The 17,763-nt window shown below is 63.6% G+C and carries 22 protein-coding genes; 9 read left to right on the top strand and 13 right to left on the bottom strand.

The annotated features are described in order from the left end of the window. Positions 1-477 precede the first annotated feature (477 nt). From CSW60_RS22640 to CSW60_RS22620, 5 genes are all read left to right on the top strand, one after another. Positions 478-1,848 (top strand): helix-turn-helix domain-containing protein, encoded by a 1,371-nt coding sequence (locus tag CSW60_RS22640; RefSeq protein ID WP_099539342.1) that lies wholly within the window; start codon positions 478-480, stop codon positions 1,846-1,848. Positions 1,849-2,349: 501 nt separating this feature from the next. After that, positions 2,350-3,039 (top strand): ParA family protein, encoded by a 690-nt coding sequence (locus CSW60_RS22635; protein ID WP_099539341.1) that lies wholly within the window; start codon positions 2,350-2,352, stop codon positions 3,037-3,039. Further along, on the top strand, positions 3,039-3,431 hold the full coding sequence (locus tag CSW60_RS22630) for a hypothetical protein (RefSeq protein WP_099539340.1): 393 nt from the start codon (positions 3,039-3,041) through the stop codon (positions 3,429-3,431). Before CSW60_RS22635 ends, CSW60_RS22630 begins: the two co-directional genes overlap by 1 nt. Positions 3,432-3,436: 5 nt before the next feature. After that, on the top strand, positions 3,437-3,961 hold the full coding sequence (locus CSW60_RS22625) for a hypothetical protein (protein WP_099539339.1): 525 nt from the start codon (positions 3,437-3,439) through the stop codon (positions 3,959-3,961). A gap of 33 nt (positions 3,962-3,994) precedes the next feature. Further along, entirely contained in the window at positions 3,995-4,345 is a 351-nt protein-coding gene (locus CSW60_RS22620; protein WP_099539338.1) for a hypothetical protein, read from the top strand. 99 nt (positions 4,346-4,444) lie between these two features. On the opposite strand, the gene CSW60_RS22615 is transcribed toward CSW60_RS22620, so the two are convergent. Then, a complete protein-coding gene (locus CSW60_RS22615; RefSeq protein WP_001138082.1) occupies positions 4,445-7,330 on the bottom strand; it encodes a Tn3 family transposase in 2,886 nt (961 codons plus the stop codon). Positions 7,331-7,455: 125 nt separating this feature from the next. Here CSW60_RS22615 and CSW60_RS22610 point away from each other — a divergent pair, with 125 nt between their 5' ends. The 3 genes from CSW60_RS22610 to CSW60_RS22600 all read left to right on the top strand — a co-directional run bounded on the left by CSW60_RS22610 (position 7,456) and on the right by CSW60_RS22600 (position 9,775). Beyond that, entirely contained in the window at positions 7,456-8,070 is a 615-nt protein-coding gene (locus CSW60_RS22610; RefSeq protein WP_000904906.1) for a recombinase family protein, read from the top strand. 65 nt (positions 8,071-8,135) lie between these two features. Then, positions 8,136-8,939, top strand: a complete 804-nt coding sequence (gene aph(3'')-Ib / locus CSW60_RS22605; RefSeq protein ID WP_001082319.1) for an aminoglycoside O-phosphotransferase APH(3'')-Ib — start codon at positions 8,136-8,138, stop codon at positions 8,937-8,939. Beyond that, entirely contained in the window at positions 8,939-9,775 is an 837-nt protein-coding gene (locus CSW60_RS22600) for an aminoglycoside O-phosphotransferase APH(6)-Id (RefSeq protein ID WP_000480968.1), read from the top strand. The genes aph(3'')-Ib and CSW60_RS22600 overlap by 1 nt, the downstream gene beginning before the upstream one ends. Here CSW60_RS22600 and CSW60_RS23765 read toward each other — a convergent pair. Genes CSW60_RS23765 through CSW60_RS22580 form a run of 4 tightly spaced genes read right to left on the bottom strand, consistent with a single transcriptional unit; the run spans position 9,747 to position 13,294 of the window. Beyond that, complete coding sequence (locus CSW60_RS23765; RefSeq protein WP_201723119.1) at positions 9,747-10,379, bottom strand: thermonuclease family protein; 633 nt, start codon at positions 10,377-10,379, stop codon at positions 9,747-9,749. The genes CSW60_RS22600 and CSW60_RS23765 overlap by 29 nt on opposite strands. Next, positions 10,376-10,756 carry a hypothetical protein gene (locus CSW60_RS22590; protein WP_099539337.1) on the bottom strand — a complete coding sequence of 127 codons (381 nt, stop codon included), beginning with the start codon at positions 10,754-10,756 and terminating at the stop codon, positions 10,376-10,378. The genes CSW60_RS23765 and CSW60_RS22590 overlap by 4 nt, the downstream gene beginning before the upstream one ends. Before the next feature lie 10 nt (positions 10,757-10,766). Next, positions 10,767-12,113 carry a DUF1173 family protein gene (locus CSW60_RS22585; protein WP_099539336.1) on the bottom strand — a complete coding sequence of 449 codons (1,347 nt, stop codon included), beginning with the start codon at positions 12,111-12,113 and terminating at the stop codon, positions 10,767-10,769. 47 nt (positions 12,114-12,160) lie between these two features. Further along, a complete protein-coding gene (locus CSW60_RS22580) occupies positions 12,161-13,294 on the bottom strand; it encodes an acyltransferase (protein WP_161495684.1) in 1,134 nt (377 codons plus the stop codon). Positions 13,295-13,581: 287 nt separating this feature from the next. On the opposite strand from CSW60_RS22580, the gene CSW60_RS22575 reads away from it, so the two are divergent. Continuing rightward, positions 13,582-14,163 carry a hypothetical protein gene (locus CSW60_RS22575; protein WP_099539334.1) on the top strand — a complete coding sequence of 194 codons (582 nt, stop codon included), beginning with the start codon at positions 13,582-13,584 and terminating at the stop codon, positions 14,161-14,163. A gap of 117 nt (positions 14,164-14,280) precedes the next feature. On the opposite strand, the gene CSW60_RS23335 is transcribed toward CSW60_RS22575, so the two are convergent. From CSW60_RS23335 to CSW60_RS22540, 8 genes are all read right to left on the bottom strand, one after another. Further along, a complete protein-coding gene (locus CSW60_RS23335) occupies positions 14,281-15,186 on the bottom strand; it encodes a hypothetical protein (RefSeq protein WP_143324258.1) in 906 nt (301 codons plus the stop codon). A 109-nt stretch (positions 15,187-15,295) separates the two neighbouring features. Next, a complete protein-coding gene (locus CSW60_RS22565; protein WP_099539332.1) occupies positions 15,296-15,475 on the bottom strand; it encodes a hypothetical protein in 180 nt (59 codons plus the stop codon). Continuing rightward, the gene (locus tag CSW60_RS22560; protein WP_099539331.1) at positions 15,472-16,401 is read right to left on the bottom strand and encodes a hypothetical protein; all 930 of its coding nucleotides are present in this window, start codon (positions 16,399-16,401) and stop codon (positions 15,472-15,474) included. Before CSW60_RS22560 ends, CSW60_RS22565 begins: the two co-directional genes overlap by 4 nt. Before the next feature lie 49 nt (positions 16,402-16,450). Next, positions 16,451-16,582 carry a hypothetical protein gene (locus CSW60_RS24275; protein ID WP_255409030.1) on the bottom strand — a complete coding sequence of 44 codons (132 nt, stop codon included), beginning with the start codon at positions 16,580-16,582 and terminating at the stop codon, positions 16,451-16,453. Then, entirely contained in the window at positions 16,579-16,821 is a 243-nt protein-coding gene (locus CSW60_RS22555; RefSeq protein ID WP_099539330.1) for a hypothetical protein, read from the bottom strand. Before CSW60_RS22555 ends, CSW60_RS24275 begins: the two co-directional genes overlap by 4 nt. A 32-nt stretch (positions 16,822-16,853) precedes the next feature. Beyond that, complete coding sequence (locus CSW60_RS22550; protein ID WP_143324257.1) at positions 16,854-17,195, bottom strand: hypothetical protein; 342 nt, start codon at positions 17,193-17,195, stop codon at positions 16,854-16,856. 3 nt (positions 17,196-17,198) lie between these two features. Next, positions 17,199-17,465, bottom strand: a complete 267-nt coding sequence (locus tag CSW60_RS22545) for a hypothetical protein (protein WP_099539328.1) — start codon at positions 17,463-17,465, stop codon at positions 17,199-17,201. Beyond that, positions 17,465-17,725 carry a hypothetical protein gene (locus CSW60_RS22540; RefSeq protein WP_099539327.1) on the bottom strand — a complete coding sequence of 87 codons (261 nt, stop codon included), beginning with the start codon at positions 17,723-17,725 and terminating at the stop codon, positions 17,465-17,467. Before CSW60_RS22540 ends, CSW60_RS22545 begins: the two co-directional genes overlap by 1 nt. Positions 17,726-17,763 lie beyond the last annotated feature (38 nt).

Raw genomic sequence — 17,763 nt, 5'->3', positions numbered from 1 at the left:
TCCCCCGCAAGGCTCCGGATTCCTTGAAGGAATCGGCGGCGCCTTCATGCGTTTCAGAATCACCACTTAGCTCGGGATGTTATTATGGCGCGGCTAAACTCAAGTTAACCGGTCGTTTACGAAGATAGACACAGCTAGATCTGGGCCAATACTGGCGGAGTAGTTGACAATGCGTCAAATGGCGCGGTCAGCTCTCAGGTCTAGGCCCCAATGGAATCGCTTGACCCGACTCGGCCCAGGCGGCCCATTGCACCGATCAGATCCACCACCTGGAGGTACGGACAAAAAGAAACCGCCGATCTTACGACCGGCGGGGGCTCTTTAAGATAGCGCATCCGATTGGCGTCGGACGAGCCGCGAACTTCAATGCCTCGCGACACTGCGCAATCTCCCCGCCCCCGTCAACTGAAAAACGCCTCTCGAGGCGACGGCGGAGCTTTGCCTAGATTCCGGCCTCCTCTTTGACGGGGAGTTACCATGCAAGTTCAAGGACTTGCGGACGGACGTGGGCTACGTCCGATCAATGCCGCACGCCTACGTTCCAACCAGCTCGCAGAGGCCTATGCCGGGCTTCCTGACGGCACGGACAAGTTCCAGATCAAGGATTGGCTCAACGCCGCGACCTCTGAATCGATGGGGATCGGTCGAGCCGCCAAGAAGCTGCTGAAGGCCCTCCTCGAGACGGCGCCGCCGGCGGCCTTCCTGGAGCGCGGCCGCGCGAGCGGCGAATGGAACGAGCACCTGGGCCTGGTTGTCTTTAAGTCCAACCGCGCCCTGGCCGAGGAGATGGAGGTCGGCGAGGAAGCGATCCGCAAGCAGCTCAAGCAGCTGGCCGACGCCGGCTGGATCGCGTTCCGCGACAGCACGACGCGCAAGCGGTTTTGCCAACGCGATCGCGCATCGGGTCAGCTCCTGGCGGCGTTTGGCATAGATCTGCGGGCGCTGTGCGCCCGCGCCGACGAGCTAAGGCGGCTGGCCAACGTCTCGGAGATCGAGGCGAGCCAGCTGCGCGAGCTTCAGCGCAATATCAGCGCCCTCTTCAATCGCTTGCGGGTCTTCGCCGCGCACCCGGAGTTCGGGACCCACTTCGTCGACCAGGACGAGATCCTGCGCTTGGCTGATCGTATGCGACGGAGCCGCAATATCGTGGCCTGCACGCAGGCCTACGAACGGCTAGAGGCCAGGCTCTCGGAGCTGGAGGTGGAGTATTTGGCCTTGGCCCAGGATGGACTGTTGGAGACTGAAAATAGGGGCGCGGACCAACAAAATTCTGACCAAAGAACCCCAACCCACGGCTACAAATATCAAAGAAGAAAAGGAGTCTCCTCCGGAGATGAGGAGGCGGACCAGTTGGCGGCTGACTTCGAGGCCGCGGTGGCCGCTGAACTGGCCGAACGGTCGCGAATGTCGGCCGAGGGCGTGCCTGTTTTGATGCACGAAGACGAGAACGCCTCGCCCGATAACGTTCGCACCCCTGGCCTTGGCGCGATGCTGGGCACCCTGCCCCACATCATGGAGCGGGCTGGCGCCGTCTTCCACGCCGACATGCTGTTCTCGGATCCCAAGCGCACCTTGGACGGCTATGCAAACCTTGCCGCGAGCCAGGTCGGGCTGTCGCGGCGAGAAATCGTCGACACGCGCCAGGCCATGGGCGACCAGGTCTTCCGCGTCGTGGCCTTGATCGCGCGTTATAAGCCCGACGTCGCCAATGGCAGAGCCTATATTCTTGGCCTGCGCAACAAGGTGTCGCTCGCCAGGCTGGCGCGAGAAGCCGATGGCGTTCTGCTCGACCTTAACCGTACCTGGTATGGGCTTTATCGCTCGAGCACGCTGACTGTGCTGAACTGATGCGCGAGGTCCCCTCCCCTCCCCTGGCGTGCGTCGGCCATTGGCTTCGTGTTCCGCGTTCGGTTAGACAGGCAAGGCATGTAGGACCGGTAAGGCGTGTATTACACGTATTAGTCTTGGATCTCTCGTGCTCGCATCCGCGAATCCGTACACCGTTGCACGTCGAGCGGTTTCCGAATGTATTACACGTATTACCGGTGATGCGCGCAAGGCGTGAGACGCCCGCCACGCGTGCCCGACGCGTCAGGCGCGAAATACCGGTGTGTCGCGCAATACGGGTAACGCTTGCTACGCGCGCCACGCCGGTGCTACAAGCAGGGCCTGTCATACCCGTCGTGCGTGTCACGCAGGTGAGGCGAGTATGATCGGTATGACGAGTGGGTCGCGTATTGCATGTGTCGCGGGTGTCGCGGGTGGCGCACGTATCGCCAGTGTCGCCCGCGTGACCGGTGTTGCGGGCAAGACCTGTAGGACCTTGGATTTTCAACGGAGGCTCAAGCCATGGCCGTGATCGCGTTCGTCTCTTCCAAGGGCGGGGTCGGAAAGACCACGAGCGCCCTTGTCGTCGCCGGCGTCCTGGCCGGACTGACCAAGGATCTCGTCACCATTGTCGACGCGGACCCCAACAAGCCGCTGAAGAAGTGGTCCGAACTGGCGGGTAAGCCAGACAACATCGCCGTCGTGACCGACGAGGCGGAATCGCGGATCGTCGACATCATCGACGAGGCCTCGCAGTCGTCGCGGTTCGTCATCGTCGACCTCGAGGGCGCGGCGACGAGCCGGGTTTCGAACGCGATCAGCATGTCGAACCTGGTGATCATCCCCGTCCAGGGATCGGGCCTCGACGCGGACCAGGCCGTCAAGACCATCCGCCTGATCCTGGAGGCGGGCAAATCCCAGCGACGCAAGATCCCGTACCGCGTTCTGTTCACGCGGGTGCCCGCGATGATCAACTCCAACAACATGAAGGCCATTCGCGGCACGCTCGAAGAGGCCGGCGTGCCGATCATGAACACCGCGCTGATCGAGCGCGAAGCCTTCAAGGCCATATTCCTGCACGGCGGGACGGTTTCCGGGCTCGATCCCGAGAAGGTTTCGGGCACCGATGTAGCGCTTCGAAACGCCACGGCCGTGACCGAGGAAATGGTCACCACGCTCGCCGAGTTGGCCAAGCAGCGTGAGGTCGCCTGATGAGCAGCGCCACGCGCCTTCCCGGGTTCAAGGTCGACCTGAACCTCGACGATGATCCCGCGCCGGCTAAGCCGAGCCTAGCGGACCTGGCCTCGAACCTCGACCTACCCGCCATCAAGCCGTCGGCCGACGAGATTCGCGCCGTGGAGGAAGCTGGCGAACGCGTCGGCTTCGCGCGCCGCGAGCCGCAACCGATCTCCAAGCCCACGCCGGTGACGGCGGAAAAGCCCCCGAAGACCGAGACAATGCTGACCTTGCGCCTGCACAAGGACGTCAAGACGCGATTCCAGGACCTGTGCCATGCGGAGGGCCGCGAGGCCAAGGTCGGGGACACGCTCGACCGCATGATGTCGGCCTTCCTGTGGGCCAAGGACAACGGCTGGGAAGGGTAGGGGACTTGCCAACCGCCCTCGACGCCGTGGTGCTCTGCCTGGACGTGACGCCCCGCGCCACGAGCCATCGCGAGCTCCTGGCCATGCGCGACAAGATCCGTGAGATCGAGGGCTATCTCGCCGCGCAACGCGCCGCCGGCGTGCCCGTCCTCCACCTGCGGCCAGAGGGCGACGCCGGCGTCGTCACGCTCACGCGCCTTCGCCCCGAACCCGGCGAGACGGTGTTCGTCTGGCGCGCTGGCACGCGGCCGTTCGAGCACGACGCTTTCCGCGACCATCTTGACGACCTCAATCCGACCCTGCTGCGCGTCATCTGCGGCGCCCGCGACGAGGGTTCGGCCGACTTCTGCATGTCCCTGGCCAATGTCGGCTACGAGATCGACTGGCTGCGGACGGACCTCGCGCCCGACTATGACCGGTTGAACAACAACCACCTGGCCAGCGTCACCGAAGTGCGCCATCCGCGCGTTGCCCACAGGGCCATGCGCAAGCCGCCCGCGGTCGATGGCCGCAAGCGCGCCAACGACTAGCCAGAAAGGCGGGCAGGGCGGTAGTGTGCGGCCATGCGCGCCCACCTGCAGCTGCCCCTAGAAGGCGTCATCGAACCGCTCCCGCCCATTGATGGGCAAGGCGGTCGTCACCCACGCGCCTGGGCCGCGATCAACACAGCCCTCTGCCTGGCGTTGATGGGCGTCGCGGTTGCGCTTTGGCGGTTCATGCCAATCGTCGGCTGGACGTTCGCCGCGCTCATCGCGATCCTCGAGGCCATCAGGGCGATTTTCGCGTTCGCCGGGGCCTATAGGCCAAACTACCCGGTTCAGCGCCCTGACGCGCGGCTAGCGGGCCTCTCCTGCGCATTGGCGGCCCTGGCGATGATCTCCGCGCCGCTCATCGCCTCCATCATATGGGCCTGACCGCCCTCACGCACGGAACACCGCCCGATACGCCGAGCATCACCGGGGCGACCGGATAGCCCTGTTGGGGTCGTTTGCGGGAGGGGGCGGAATCCTACGCTAAGGCTTTGGCCAGCGATATTCTCCGGTGAGATTGATGTGTTCCCATCCGAGCGGCGAAACATGGGCCAAGAGATCGGGCGATAGCAGCTTTCCATCGCGTTTCTGGTTTGCAACGACCTCGCCGAGCTTCATGGTGTTCCAGAAGATGATGATGGCGGCGAGCAGATTCATGCCGGCGATGCGGTAATGCTGGCCTTCGGCGGAACGGTCGCGGATTTCACCGCGGCGGTGGAAGCTGATTGCCCGCTTCAGCGCATGATGAGCTTCGCCTTTGTTGAGCCCGATCTGGGCACGCCGTTGGAGTTCGGCATCCAGAATCCAGTCGATCATGAACAGGGTGCGCTCGACGCGACCGACTTCCCGCAGGGCTGTCGCGAGCTCGTTCTGCCGCGGATAGGAGGCGAGTTTCCGCAGAATCTGGCTTGGCGCGACGGTCCCGGCAGCAATGGTGGCGGCGATGCGCAGGATGTCGGGCCAATTGCGCTCGATCATGGCTTGGTTGACCTTTCCGCCGATCAACGCTCGCAGGTGCGCCGGGGCGGCCGACGGATTGAACGCGTAGAGCCGTTTGGATGGCAGGTCGCGGATGCGCGGAGCGAACCGGTAGCCGAGAATGGCACATGCGGCAAAGACGTGATCGGTGAAGCCGCCCGTGTCGGTGAACTGCTCGCGGATATGGCGTCCAGCATCGTTCATCAGCAGGCCATCGAGGATGTAAGGCGCTTCGCTTGCCGTTGCAGGAATCACCTGGGTTGCGAACGGCGCATATTGGTCGGAGACGTGGCTATAGGCTTTCAGGCCCGGGGTATTGCCATACTTCGCGTTGACCAGGTTCATGGCCTCACCTTGCTCTGTAGCGACGAAGAACTGTCCGTCGCTCGAAGCCGACGTGCCCATGCCCCAGAACCGGGCCATGGGTAACGCTGCCTGTGCCTCGACCACCATGGCCAGCGCCCGGTCATAGGCTTCGCCCTCGACATGCCACCGTCCAATGCGGATCAATTCCCAGAAGGTGTGGGTGTTTGTCGCATCCGCCATTTTGCGCAAGCCGAGGTTGATCCCTTCCGCCAAGATAACGTTCATTAGCCCGATCCGGTCAGCGCAGGGTGCTCCTGTGCGCAGATGGGTGAACGCTTCGGTGAAGCCGGTCGCCGCATCCACCTCCAGCAGGAGATCGGTGATGCGCGTGGGCGGGATCTGCTTGTAGAGATCGAGCACCAGATCTTCGGCGCCTGTCGGCGCGGCGGCTTCGAGTTTCTCGATATGCAGAACGCCGTTTTCAATCGACCCGCCCGGGATCGTGCCTGCGCGAGCGGCACGGCCAAGCTCGCGCAACCGCATGTCGAGGCGAGCTTGCCGGTCTGCCAGCCATTCCTCCGGCCGCAATGGCACAGCGAGACGACCGCCTTCCGCGATGGATTGTGCCGGAACGAGTGCGTGTTTCAGATCGCCATAGCGCCGGGACCTAGTAAGCCAGACATCTCCGGAGCGGAACGCATCGCGCAGATGGAACAGCACCGCGATCTCCCATAGGCGAGCGTCGCCAGCCCTCTGGGCCCGAAGGTGGCGATGCCATTTCGAGCTGGGCCGCAAGAAGCTGGTCATCGCGGCATCGTTCAAACCGGTACGAAGGGCCGTCACCGCTTCCAGAAGCGGCAGTGCAACGGGCGCAGCTCGCAGATCGAGCAGGCGCAACATGCGTGGAGCGTATCGGCGGAAGCGGTGATAACCGTCGAGCACATGATTGAGCGGATCGTCGGCCATGGTGGCGGTCAGCCTGGTTGCCATTGCAACAAGGGTTTTTAAGCCGTCCCACCCTGACCCACTCGCGATGACATCGCCCAGCGGCTGGCCATCATCCTGTGCATCGACCAGGGCGCCCCCGATCTCGGCGAAGGATTTCAGGGTGTCACGCACCACCCCCGCTTCGTCTGCGACCTTTGCATGGCAAATACGCTCCGAAGCACGGTAGAGACGGCCGACGATCCGGTCGTGGGTTTCGACCACTGCGTCGGCCAACATCGCCTGCCATTCCGAGACGCAAACAGCCAAGATCGCAAGCCGCCTGTCCTCCGGGAGATCGCGCATGCCGTCGGCATAATACCGTTCACCCTGCCTGCGCAGACGAGTCACCCGATGGGCAGGAACGCCGGCAAGCAGATCCTCGGGGAGATCGATGCGTTGCAGATATTCGAGCCGGTCGAGCAGCCGGTTGGCCGACGAAGAGTTCGAGCCAGGCTCGAACTGGCGCAGCCACACAAAACGGGTCACCCGATCATCAGCCGTCTCCTCGAGCAATGCCAGCAACTGTTCTCGGATCGACATAGGCAGCCGACTGGCGATCCTCGTCTCGATGCGTCGCTCGGCATCGACGAGAGCCGCGGCACAAAGCCGCTCGATCGTGGATGTCGCGGGAAGGACAGTGCGGGTGCGTCGGCACTCGGCTACGAAGCGACGGGCGATATCCTCGTTCGACACCGCCATCTCGGCTTCTCGGAACAACCATTCCTTCAGCTCGCTCGCACCACGTCCGGAGAAGGTGCGGAAGCCGTAGAGCCCCCGTAACTCGGCAAGATGCTCGTGCCGTGTTTCCTCGCGGGCAGCATAGTCTACGAGATCGTCGGCACCCAGGCCAAGCTGCGCTCCGATAAATTCGATGACCTCTGCAGGGATCAGTTCGCCTGGAGCCAGCACCCGGCCGGGATAGCGCAGGACACACAATTGCAGGGCGAAGCCGAACCTGTTGTGAGCGCGCCGACGCAGCCTGATATGCCCAAGGTCTTCATCACTCAGCGTATAGTGCTTGAGCAAATCCGTCTGTGAAGTCGGCAAGCGCAACAGCGCGTCTTTCTGCCGATCGGTTAGAGTGACGCGACGCGGCATACATGTTCCTTTTTCAAAATCTGATAGCGTTCAAGACGCTTTGTTTATGAAGCTGGTTGAGATACATTTCCAGAGGTCAATGCAATCGTGGCCGAAGCGCCGCCTCAAACCAACGTTTGTGATACATGCTGATCGGATATGCCCGCGTCTCCAAAGCCGATGGCTCGCAGTCTCTCGACCTGCAGCACGACGCCTTGCGCGCCGCAGGTGTCGAACGGGACAATATCTATGATGATCTTGCTTCCGGCGGTCGTGATGATCGCCCTGGCTTGACTGCCTGCCTCAAGTCATTGCGTGACGGCGATGTGCTGGTGGTCTGGAAGCTCGATCGCCTCGGACGATCGCTTGCCCATCTGGTCAACACGGTGAAGGAGCTGTCAGACCGCAAGATCGGCCTGCGGGTTCTGACTGGAAAGGGCGCTCAGATCGACACCACGACTGCGTCCGGTCGCATGGTGTTCGGAATCTTCGCCACCTTGGCCGAGTTCGAGCGGGATCTGATCCGAGAGCGCACCATGGCGGGTCTCGCCTCCGCGAGAGCGCGCGGTCGCAAGGGCGGACGAAAATTCGCGCTCACCAAAGCTCAGGTGCGTCTCGCGCAAGCCGCCATGGCCCAGCGCGATACTTCAGTTTCCGATCTCTGCAAGGAACTCGGCATCGAGCGCGTCACTCTCTACCGATATGTCGGTCCCAAAGGCGAGCTCAGAGACCATGGAAAGCATGTTCTCGGACTTACGTAGCAACTCGTTTCTTTTCGCAGGTTGAGCCACCTCCGCGCTTCATCAGAAAACTGAAGGAACCTCCATTGAATCGAACTAATATTTTTTTTGGTGAATCGCATTCTGACTGGTTGCCTGTCAGAGGCGGAGAATCTGGTGATTTTGTTTTTCGACGTGGTGACGGGCATGCCTTCGCGAAAATCGCACCTGCTTCCCGCCGCGGTGAGCTCGCTGGAGAGCGTGACCGCCTCATTTGGCTCAAAGGTCGAGGTGTGGCTTGCCCCGAGGTGATCAACTGGCAGGAGGAACAGGAGGGTGCATGCTTGGTGATAACGGCAATTCCGGGAGTACCGGCGGCTGATCTGTCTGGAGCGGATTTGCTCAAAGCGTGGCCGTCAATGGGGCAGCAACTTGGCGCTGTTCACAGCCTATCGGTTGATCAATGTCCGTTTGAGCGCAGGCTGTCGCGAATGTTCGGACGCGCCGTTGATGTGGTGTCCCGCAATGCCGTCAATCCCGACTTCTTACCGGACGAGGACAAGAGTACGCCGCAGCTCGATCTTTTGGCTCGTGTCGAACGAGAGCTACCGGTGCGGCTCGACCAAGAGCGCACCGATATGGTTGTTTGCCATGGTGATCCCTGCATGCCGAACTTCATGGTGGACCCTAAAACTCTTCAATGCACGGGTCTGATCGACCTTGGGCGGCTCGGAACAGCAGATCGCTATGCCGATTTGGCACTCATGATTGCTAACGCCGAAGAGAACTGGGCAGCGCCAGATGAAGCAGAGCGCGCCTTCGCTGTCCTATTCAATGTATTGGGGATCGAAGCCCCCGACCGCGAACGCCTTGCCTTCTATCTGCGATTGGACCCTCTGACTTGGGGTTGATGTTCATGCCGCCTGTTTTTCCTGCTCATTGGCACGTTTCGCAACCTGTTCTCATTGCGGACACCTTTTCCAGCCTCGTTTGGAAAGTTTCATTGCCAGACGGGACTCCTGCAATCGTCAAGGGATTGAAACCTATAGAAGACATTGCTGATGAACTGCGCGGGGCCGACTATCTGGTATGGCGCAATGGGAGGGGAGCAGTCCGGTTGCTCGGTCGTGAGAACAATCTGATGTTGCTCGAATATGCCGGGGAGCGAATGCTCTCTCACATCGTTGCCGAGCACGGCGACTACCAGGCGACCGAAATTGCAGCGGAACTAATGGCGAAGCTGTATGCCGCATCTGAGGAACCCCTGCCTTCTGCCCTTCTCCCGATCCGGGATCGCTTTGCAGCTTTGTTTCAGCGGGCGCGCGATGATCAAAACGCAGGTTGTCAAACTGACTACGTCCACGCGGCGATTATAGCCGATCAAATGATGAGCAATGCCTCGGAACTGCGTGGGCTACATGGCGATCTGCATCATGAAAACATCATGTTCTCCAGTCGCGGCTGGCTGGTGATAGATCCCGTCGGTCTGGTCGGTGAAGTGGGCTTTGGCGCCGCCAATATGTTCTACGATCCGGCTGACAGAGACGACCTTTGTCTCGATCCTAGACGCATTGCACAGATGGCGGACGCATTCTCTCGTGCGCTGGACGTCGATCCGCGTCGCCTGCTCGACCAGGCGTACGCTTATGGGTGCCTTTCCGCAGCTTGGAACGCGGATGGAGAAGAGGAGCAACGCGATCTAGCTATCGCGGCCGCGATCAAGCAGGTGCGACAGACGTCATACTAGATATCAAGCGACTTCTCCTATCCCCTGGGAACACATCAATCTTACCGGAGAATATCGTTGGCCAAAGCCTTAGCGTAGGATTTCGCCCTCTCCCGCAAACGACCCCCTGTTGCCTGGCGCGAACCGTCCACGGCGCCTCGAACGCCCCGGACCAAGCCCCGCGCTGCGCCAGGCAGGCCTGGATCGAGCTCGGCCCATAGGGCGTCCCGGAAATGCCGACCGCCAGGCCCTCGTCGACCAGGACCGCCGATAGGTCGACGCCGCCGGCGAAGCATCGACCATAGAGCACCGGCTCCGGCGTTCGGGACACCCGACGCCCTTCGGTGACGATCGCGCACGCGACGTCCTTACCCGCCACCAGAGCGGACAGGCGATTGGTCGCGACACGACCACAGGCCTGATAGCCGCCGCGCGTCTGGCATTGCTGGGCTCGCTCTAGCCCCTCAACGCCGGCGAGCACGACGCGGAAGGTCCGGATGAGGAGGGTCGAGCCGTCGATCACACTGACCTCGGTCGGCGCGCGCGAGCGCAGCTCCGGAGGCGGCGGGGGAGGGGGCGCGGCCGAGATCGCCGCCGCGCCGACCAACGAAAGCAGGATGCTCATTGGAACTGCCGCGCCTGCAGCTCGCGCGCGGCGATGGCCTCGTTGGACTGCTCGGATAGGTCCAGCACGCGCTTGGCGCGCAACACCACGGCCAAGGCTCCGAACCAGAACCAGGTCGCCTGCAATCCCGCGCGCGGATCCTCGGTGAGGTAGCTCCACCCCAGGCCCAGGACGAAGGCGAGCGCCTGCGCCACCAGCCGCAACCTTTGGCGCCGCTCAAGGGCGTCCAGCCGCCAGGCGCGCGCGACCCTCTCCCGCCAGCGTTCGAACGACAGCGCGCGGCCGACCCGCGAGAAGCGGTAGAGGGCGGCCACGGCCGCCATCACCAAGACGCCCCAAGTCATCCCTCTGGCCAGCCAGTCGATAATCTCACCCATCGCGCGGCCTTCAGACGAGAACGCCGGACGGGCCGCTGGCTTCCTCGGCCGCGCGCGGCGACGGCCCACGCAAGCCGCGATCGACGCGCCGGGGGAGGGGCGGCATCTCGCCCTTCTCCAGACGCCAGATCCACGACTGCAGCTGGCTCTTGCCGGTAAGCTCCTCGAGCACACGCTCGTAGTCCTCACCGACGCCCGTCCGGACGATGTAAAGCGCCGTGGGGCCTTCCTCGGCGTCCGGCGTCACCGCGCTCGCCAGCGGCCGCGAAGCGGGCATGTTCAGACGCAGGCCTTTGACGAAGCGGTGACGCGGCATCAGCTGCTCGAGGAGCTCGATCTCGAAGATGTCCTCGACCGGCATCCAGTTGCGGTTCACGAACATCACCGTCAGCTCCTCCATGTGCGGCGTCCCGGCCTCGTTGACGCTGAACGTGCCGAAGACGATCAGGTGGCCGCGGCGTGAATCACGCGGATCGCTGCCTTCCTCCTCGGCGCTCTGGGCCTCCTTGAAGAGGGCGATTTCCAAGGCGAAGCGCTTGCCGATCGACTTGGCGAGATCTTCGGGCACCACGAAGCTGCAGTCGGGCGCGTTGCGGATCTTCAGCCGGTAGTCGTAACGACCAATGTCGAAGTCCTCGACCTCGCCAAGCAGGAGCATCAGCTCCTTGCGACCCTTGGAGGAGGCCTTGCGCCGAAAGATGGCGCGGCGGCGCGTCGAGATCGCCTCGCGCTGGCTCTCGCGCCAGGGTTCGGGAACGTAGAGGGTCTCGCGCAGCAGCGAACCCTTCACTTCCTTGCGTTCCGACGCGCCCAGCAGGCGGAACCGCACCACGTTCCAGTCGCGCTTGCCTTCCATCCCGGGGTGCCAGCGCGTCAGGTCCGCCTCCATCCACAGATAGTGCAGCAAGCCGCGCAGACTGAGCTTGGATCCCGCCGTCTTGACGCTGTCTGCGGGTTCGCTGTCGGTCTCGACCGGGGCGCGGCGGCCAACCCGACTCAGCGCGAAATCGAGCTTCAGGACCGTCGTGTCCTCGACGGGATCCTCGGTGATCGCCGAGCCGAGGACCTGGCCCAGGCCCGACAGTTCCGCCGGCGGCTCATAGGTCGCGCAGGATGGATCGTGATGGCCGCCGCCCCCCGGCATCCGCTTGATCAGGAAATGCCCGCCGACCTTGGAGATATACATCTCCACGCCCTCGGGAACGCACATGCAGCGCGGCCGGCCATGGCGGCCGCCCACTTCGTAGGCGGCCTTCAGGTGCTTCTGCAGCTGGTCGCTGTCTCGCGCCACCTCGACGCCGCTGATCATATAGACCGCCCCATGGGCGCGCGGGCGATGAGCTGTTGGTTCAGGCATGACGGATCGCGTCCTCTCTCAGACGTGCGATCCGTGGTCCGATTGTGTCAGAAACCCCGCCGAGACGGAAGCGCCGAGGCCTCTTGTCCTGGGCCTTTGAGCCTATCGGTGAGCCTGAAGGCCCAGGCCCGAAACCTTGACAGCGGGGCGGTCGTCAATCGGACGACGAAGACCTGCAGCGACACCATCACCACCATCAGCCCAACCAAGTCCGTCAGCACGTTCGGCGACATTGGGAGGCCCTTCAGGACGGGGTTGGCCAGAGCCAGCGCCGCGCCGTTGACCAGGTAGAGATCAAGGCTTCGACGGCCCACCCAGCCCAGAGCTTCGCGAGCGGGTGTCCTGGCCAGCACAGCGCCAGCGCCGAGCAGCGCCACGGCCGCGCTCGCGCCCGAGAGCAAGAAAAGCCGGTAGTCGCCAAACGCGCCCAGGGCCATCAACGGGCCGAAGCGCCCGCCCATTCCAGGGAGCGGACACCAGCCCTCCTTGGGAAGATAGCAGCCCTTGTTGCTCGCCGCGGCCCATACCCAGGCCCCAAGGGCGAAAGCGCAGGCCTGCGCCAGTCGACGGCCTCTCACACGCTTGAGGGCCGCGCCGAGCGCATAGAAGGTCAGGCCTGGGCCAAGGTCGCGAAAGCTCCAAAGGTTCGGGACGGCGCGCGGGACGACCAGGGCGACAGCGGTCAGGACAAGGATCGTCAGCACGAGCACCGCGACCTTGGCCCGCGTTCGCCGCCAAACCGTCTCGACGCCCGCCAGGGCGATCAGGAACCAAAGGCTTGGCGCCGAAAAGCCCGTCCCCAGGATCAAGGGTCGTAGGGCCTGGACGAGAATGGTCGTCGCCGCGCGCGGGTGTTGGGTCAGCTGCAGGGCCGCGAGCGGTAGCGCGATCGCGAGATGAGCCGCCAGCGCCAGGCCGACGAGCTGGTGGGCCCGGGTTGGGGCCGGTAGATTCCGGCTGGGCGACACCAAGCCCGCGATCACGAAAAAGGCCGGGATGTGACCGGCGTAGATCAATCGCCAGAGGGCGAAGGCGTCCTCGGAGAAACCGCCGTCCGGGCGGTTGTAGAACAGGATCTCCAGGGCGTGACCGATCACCACCAGGATGATCGCCAAGCCTCGGGCGATGTCGGCCTCGAGCCGACGGTGCGAGTGGGGTGGGGCAGGGGACAGATCGCGCACGCCGTTGTCTTCCGTCAGGCGTGACCTCGAGGAGGTCTCGCCGCGTCAGCGATCCGTGGGCTGTTGATCGCAAAACAGGCAGAGCTTGTCCAGAGTCCGCAGTGGGCGGCGTCTCACAAGCGGGGCGCGCGCCGCGCCTACGGCCGGCGCCGGGCTGGCGGTCTGGCGACCCGAGCCGCCGGCGGCGTCTCGTCCGGTCGGCGCCATCCCATCGCGCGGGCGGCTTTACGGCGGCGTCCGGTTCGGAAAAGCTCGGCGGCGTCCGGGCGAGGGGAGGCGTGAGGGTGATGAGCGGGGCGGGGGCGGCGGTGAACTGGTGGTTGGAGGGCGGCAAGATCCTCGCCAACGGCGTGGTCGCCGGGGCCGTGGTGTTCGCCCTTGGCGTCTGGCGCGATCGTCGCGCGCGTCGTCGGGCGGGGCGCGCCCTGGCGTCCAAGCTGATCGAGCTCTTCGAACGCTACGCCACGGACTGCGCCGACGTTCCCCACCAGAACGCCGCGAGTCAGATGGACGGGCCCTATGACTTCGCCGCCGTCGCGCGGCTCCCGGACTTTCCCGAGCTGCCCGAAGACCCGAGCGGCTGGCAGGCCCTGGACCGACACCTGGATCTCGACGCCCGGACCTTCGCCACGACCGTCAAACACGCCCGGGAGATGATCCACGCCACCGGGGAAAATGGCGACGCGGTCGACATGGCCGTCGAAGCCAACAAGCTGGCGCTGCAGCGCGGCCTGGCCGCGCTGGATCTGGCCAAGCGCTTGCGAAGGCATTTCAGGCTGAAGGCTTTCGATCCGCCCTGGCCGATGGAGGCCGGGATGAAGGAGCAGCTCGAGCGGATCCTGGCGCGCGAAGCAAAGGCCGCCCTCTAGCGGGCGAGCCTTTGCGGTGTCCGAAACCAGGAACCTTCCGGTAGGAATTCGTTACTGCGAAGCGATTTGCGCAACCCATCAGTCACCAACGCCTAGCTGCGCCGCGGTTACGCCGTTTCAAATAACAGTGGCATTGGAGTTCGCCTGCATGTCGGCCAGCTCAGCCTCCCAGGCCGTGCGCCGTTCAGCCATTGTCCGGTTGTGATTTTCCTGCAGCACCTCAAGCCGTGAGGGCTTGGCGCGATACTTCCTCTGCAGGTTCAAGTCGGCAAGATCCAGCATGGCCTGGGGAAGCGAAGCTCTCCTTAGCTCTCCCGGCAGATTGTCGAACCGCGTCATGACGGCACGCCAGCCTTTATAGTCGCCAGCCGGTTCAAACTCGATTTCCGCCCAGCTCTCGCGGAGAACCTCAGCGTTTTCAGTCTCCATGAACACATCAGCCATCCACTGGGCCTTTGAGAAGCACTGTTTGAATGACCTTCGCTCCGCATCCGTTGGATCGAACTTGTCGAGCACCATGCTCACCAAGACAAGTTGGGTGAGAAAAAGCGGCCAACGCACGGTGAAAGTGACCTGGGAACCGTGCTCTGGCTGAGCATAGGCCAAGGATTCCAGAAGCGGATCTAGAATGTCTTCCGACCATTCGTAAACGTCACGCCGGTGGGCCACTATTCGACGGAGCAGCCGGTATAAAGGTCTAACGGCACGAGCCGGGGCTTCGATCGTCGTAAGGCCCAGATTAAATCCGCCAAAGGTTTGCCAGTCACCGAACCTAGTTGGCCGTCGCCGCAGGTGCTCACCTAAGCTCTTGGCCAAACCCATAGCAGCTTCTCTGAACACGCCCGACCCCGCGATCGCTTTCAACCGATCTAAGCTCCCCGAAGCCCAGCTCGTCGTTTGAGGTTCGGCCGTGTTCGGCTGCATACCGGATGCCAGCTGATCGACACCGACGGCGAGCAAGGAGCGCTCGTTCTGGCTGTCTTGTGGAGAGGTGGGGGAGGGGGCGCGGTTGAGGTCGCTCATCTGTTCAAATCCCAATGATAGTTCAGGACGTACCGTTGACCCACGAGCCCAGGCGGCGATCCGGAAGGCGTGAGGGTGATGTGCCAGAGCCTCGTCGACGGCGCTTTGCTCACAAGGGCCTCTGGAGCGCGATCGCCGTCATGCAGATGGCTAGCGAGATGGCCGTGGCCGCCAAGGCGATCACGCGCACCGGCGTTGGCACGACCACGCCAGCCACGGTGAGCCCGAAGATCAGGACCGAGCCGACCACGGTCAGGGCCACGAAGCCGGTGGACACCGACTTGATCACGGACCTGGCTCCAGATGCGGCGCCAGGGTTTCGCGCAGGTCGGGACCCAGCTCAGCAAGTAGAGCGTCACGCGCCTGCTCGGCGAAAGGCGCTTCAATCGCCATCACTTCCTCAAACACCAGCGACTTCATGCGGGCGGCGTCCTCTCTAAGGCCGCGCAGCCGGACACGCAGCGGGCCAAGCGCCGCGGCCGTCGTTCGGCACGCCTCGACGGCGTCGCTCAGCGCCGCCAGGTTGGACCAGGACGCAAAATCGAACGGCAGATCGACCACGAGATCCAAAACCAGGTCCGTCGTGTCGTCCAACTCGTCGGTCCGCAGATCCGCCACGCACGATGGGATGACGGTGCGCAGATGGTCGACCGCTTCCGCCGCGGACTGCATCGCCGAACGGGCTCTGAAGGTGCTGGCCGATGACATCCAGCTGACCATCTGGCTCGAAGACATGGCGTCCAGCAGCTCCGTGGAAGACGCCGCCTCACAGGCCGATTGCGCCTGGCCCAGGGCCTTGATCGCGTCCTCGCAAGCCCAGGCCGCCGACCGTATGACTTCAAACCGCGTCTCGCGCCGCGACCACAAGGCCATCTTCTCCTCGTGAAGCGACCCCTGATCGCTTTCGGCGACCCGCCGCAACGTCTCTTGGCGCGCCACGGCGCGTGCCTCCTGTCGAAGCTTCTCGAAGGCTTTGGACTTCGCCTCGGCGGCCGATCTGACCGCGCACTCCGCCGGCGTGACCACGAGTGCGTCGATCAACGAGGCGACAGCCTTTCCTCGCCGACGCGCCTTGTCCCTCGACTGATCGGTTATCGCCCGGGCTAACACCGCGTCCGCCTTTTGGAACGCCTCCGCCAACGCTCGGGAGATACGACCGCAGTCCGCCAGGAGATCCCCACTCGACCCGCCGGCTTTGTCCTGCGTGTATGACATGTCTTACAGCTCCCGGGTTCAGGGCGACGGGGCGCCTGGCTCCACGCGCCTAGGCATGGTCGCTCTCGTGCGGCAAAAGCAGGTGCGAGACGGGCCGGAGTGCGTCGTAAGCCCGCGCCGGAAACAAATGCGCGCAGGTCGCGAAGACACAGTAGGCGCCGAACAAGGTCAGCCAGCTCATCGAAAGGCCTCCGGCGCGTAGCGGCGCAGCAGTCGAACCAGGCTGAAGGCCGGCGCGATCATCAGAGCGGTCGGAACCACGAAGATCGAGCAGATGATCGACAAGCGCGCGCCGAGCGTCGCGATCTGCGGCGTCGAAGCGCCGTCGATGTAGAGCAGGAAGCCCGCCAGGACCCCAATGTCCGCCACGATCGACAGCGCCAGGCTGGCGACCAGCGAGATCCCGGCGAAGCGCGCCATCCGTCGCAGGGTCTTTGGTGACGGGCGTTTAGTCACGGTGCGCGCTCGGCAACGGCCGGCGAGGTCGCGGCTTCGACCGCTCTGCAGCCCGTGCCCGTGGTGATCAGGAGCGAGCGGCCGTCCGTGGCTCGGACCTTGTAGACTTTGCAGACCGAACCGTCGTCGATCGAGGCGATCAGCTCGATGGACCGGTTGACGGGGGGAGGCTGTGCTTTGGCGTCGCTATCGAGCCCTCCGAGCCAATGCCAGAGCATCATCGACGATGCCGCGATCATCACGCCGGACAGAGCGCCCGTAAGGTACGGATCGGCCAAAAGCCCGCCTTCGCGTCGGGGTTTGGGCGTGGGGGAGGACTGCCTTTCTTCGGTCGCCATGGCTCACAAACCCGGGACGGCCTGGCCTATGGCAGCGCTCATGCCCCGCATGGCCAAGAGACTGAACCAGGCCACGAAGAACGGCGACGCTAGCGTCAAGGCGATCGTGGCGATCGGACGATCCTTGTAGAGCTCACCGACCACGGCCAGGGGACCAAGCCTGGCCAGGGCGAAAACCGAACCAGCGAACATCACCGTATAGCCAAGAGCGACATAGTGGGCCGGATAGTTGAAGAAGACCCCGTCGAACGCGCGTTGGATCAAATCCATCACCCTTTTCTCCCCTTAAACATCCGATTTGGTTCAGCCTGCAGAGGCCCGAGGGACCAGACGAGCGCCGCTACGATGATGCTGCCCAGGAAGATCCACTGCGTGGGAATGTGGCTCTCGCCGGCCAGGGGACCGAGGAACATGAGTTCGGTCATCCGAGCGAAGAACAACATCACACTCAACATCGTCACCATCGCCGCGATGCCGATGACCACGCGCTGCCACGTCGCATAGCCTTCGAGCGCGTCCTCATCGACCAACCCCGATGATGGCCGGCCGCGGCACGCCTGGTTTCGAC

Source organism: Caulobacter sp. X (genome assembly GCF_002742635.1).
Taxonomy (GTDB): domain Bacteria; phylum Pseudomonadota; class Alphaproteobacteria; order Caulobacterales; family Caulobacteraceae; genus Caulobacter.
This window is presented reverse-complemented; position numbering and strand designations above follow the sequence as displayed.

What these genes read in the sequence shown, in the direction of transcription:
- CSW60_RS22610 (WP_000904906.1), top strand. Translation starts at nt 7,456, where the DNA reads ATGCTGATCGGATATGCCCGCGTCTCCAAAGCCGATGGCTCGCAGTCT.
- CSW60_RS22550 (WP_143324257.1), bottom strand. Translation starts at nt 17,195, where the DNA reads ATGGCGACCGAAGAAAGGCAGTCCTCCCCCACGCCCAAACCCCGACGC.
- CSW60_RS22600 (WP_000480968.1), top strand. Translation starts at nt 8,939, where the DNA reads ATGTTCATGCCGCCTGTTTTTCCTGCTCATTGGCACGTTTCGCAACCT.
- CSW60_RS22585 (WP_099539336.1), bottom strand. Translation starts at nt 12,113, where the DNA reads ATGCCTGAACCAACAGCTCATCGCCCGCGCGCCCATGGGGCGGTCTAT.
- CSW60_RS22560 (WP_099539331.1), bottom strand. Translation starts at nt 16,401, where the DNA reads ATGTCATACACGCAGGACAAAGCCGGCGGGTCGAGTGGGGATCTCCTG.
- CSW60_RS23765 (WP_201723119.1), bottom strand. Translation starts at nt 10,379, where the DNA reads ATGAGCATCCTGCTTTCGTTGGTCGGCGCGGCGGCGATCTCGGCCGCG.
- CSW60_RS22630 (WP_099539340.1), top strand. Translation starts at nt 3,039, where the DNA reads ATGAGCAGCGCCACGCGCCTTCCCGGGTTCAAGGTCGACCTGAACCTC.
- CSW60_RS24275 (WP_255409030.1), bottom strand. Translation starts at nt 16,582, where the DNA reads ATGAGCTGGCTGACCTTGTTCGGCGCCTACTGTGTCTTCGCGACCTGC.
- CSW60_RS22620 (WP_099539338.1), top strand. Translation starts at nt 3,995, where the DNA reads ATGCGCGCCCACCTGCAGCTGCCCCTAGAAGGCGTCATCGAACCGCTC.
- CSW60_RS22615 (WP_001138082.1), bottom strand. Translation starts at nt 7,330, where the DNA reads ATGCCGCGTCGCGTCACTCTAACCGATCGGCAGAAAGACGCGCTGTTG.
- CSW60_RS22545 (WP_099539328.1), bottom strand. Translation starts at nt 17,465, where the DNA reads ATGGATTTGATCCAACGCGCGTTCGACGGGGTCTTCTTCAACTATCCG.
- CSW60_RS22635 (WP_099539341.1), top strand. Translation starts at nt 2,350, where the DNA reads ATGGCCGTGATCGCGTTCGTCTCTTCCAAGGGCGGGGTCGGAAAGACC.
- CSW60_RS22590 (WP_099539337.1), bottom strand. Translation starts at nt 10,756, where the DNA reads ATGGGTGAGATTATCGACTGGCTGGCCAGAGGGATGACTTGGGGCGTC.
- CSW60_RS23335 (WP_143324258.1), bottom strand. Translation starts at nt 15,186, where the DNA reads ATGAGCGACCTCAACCGCGCCCCCTCCCCCACCTCTCCACAAGACAGC.
- CSW60_RS22640 (WP_099539342.1), top strand. Translation starts at nt 478, where the DNA reads ATGCAAGTTCAAGGACTTGCGGACGGACGTGGGCTACGTCCGATCAAT.
- CSW60_RS22555 (WP_099539330.1), bottom strand. Translation starts at nt 16,821, where the DNA reads ATGGCGCGCTTCGCCGGGATCTCGCTGGTCGCCAGCCTGGCGCTGTCG.
- CSW60_RS22575 (WP_099539334.1), top strand. Translation starts at nt 13,582, where the DNA reads ATGAGCGGGGCGGGGGCGGCGGTGAACTGGTGGTTGGAGGGCGGCAAG.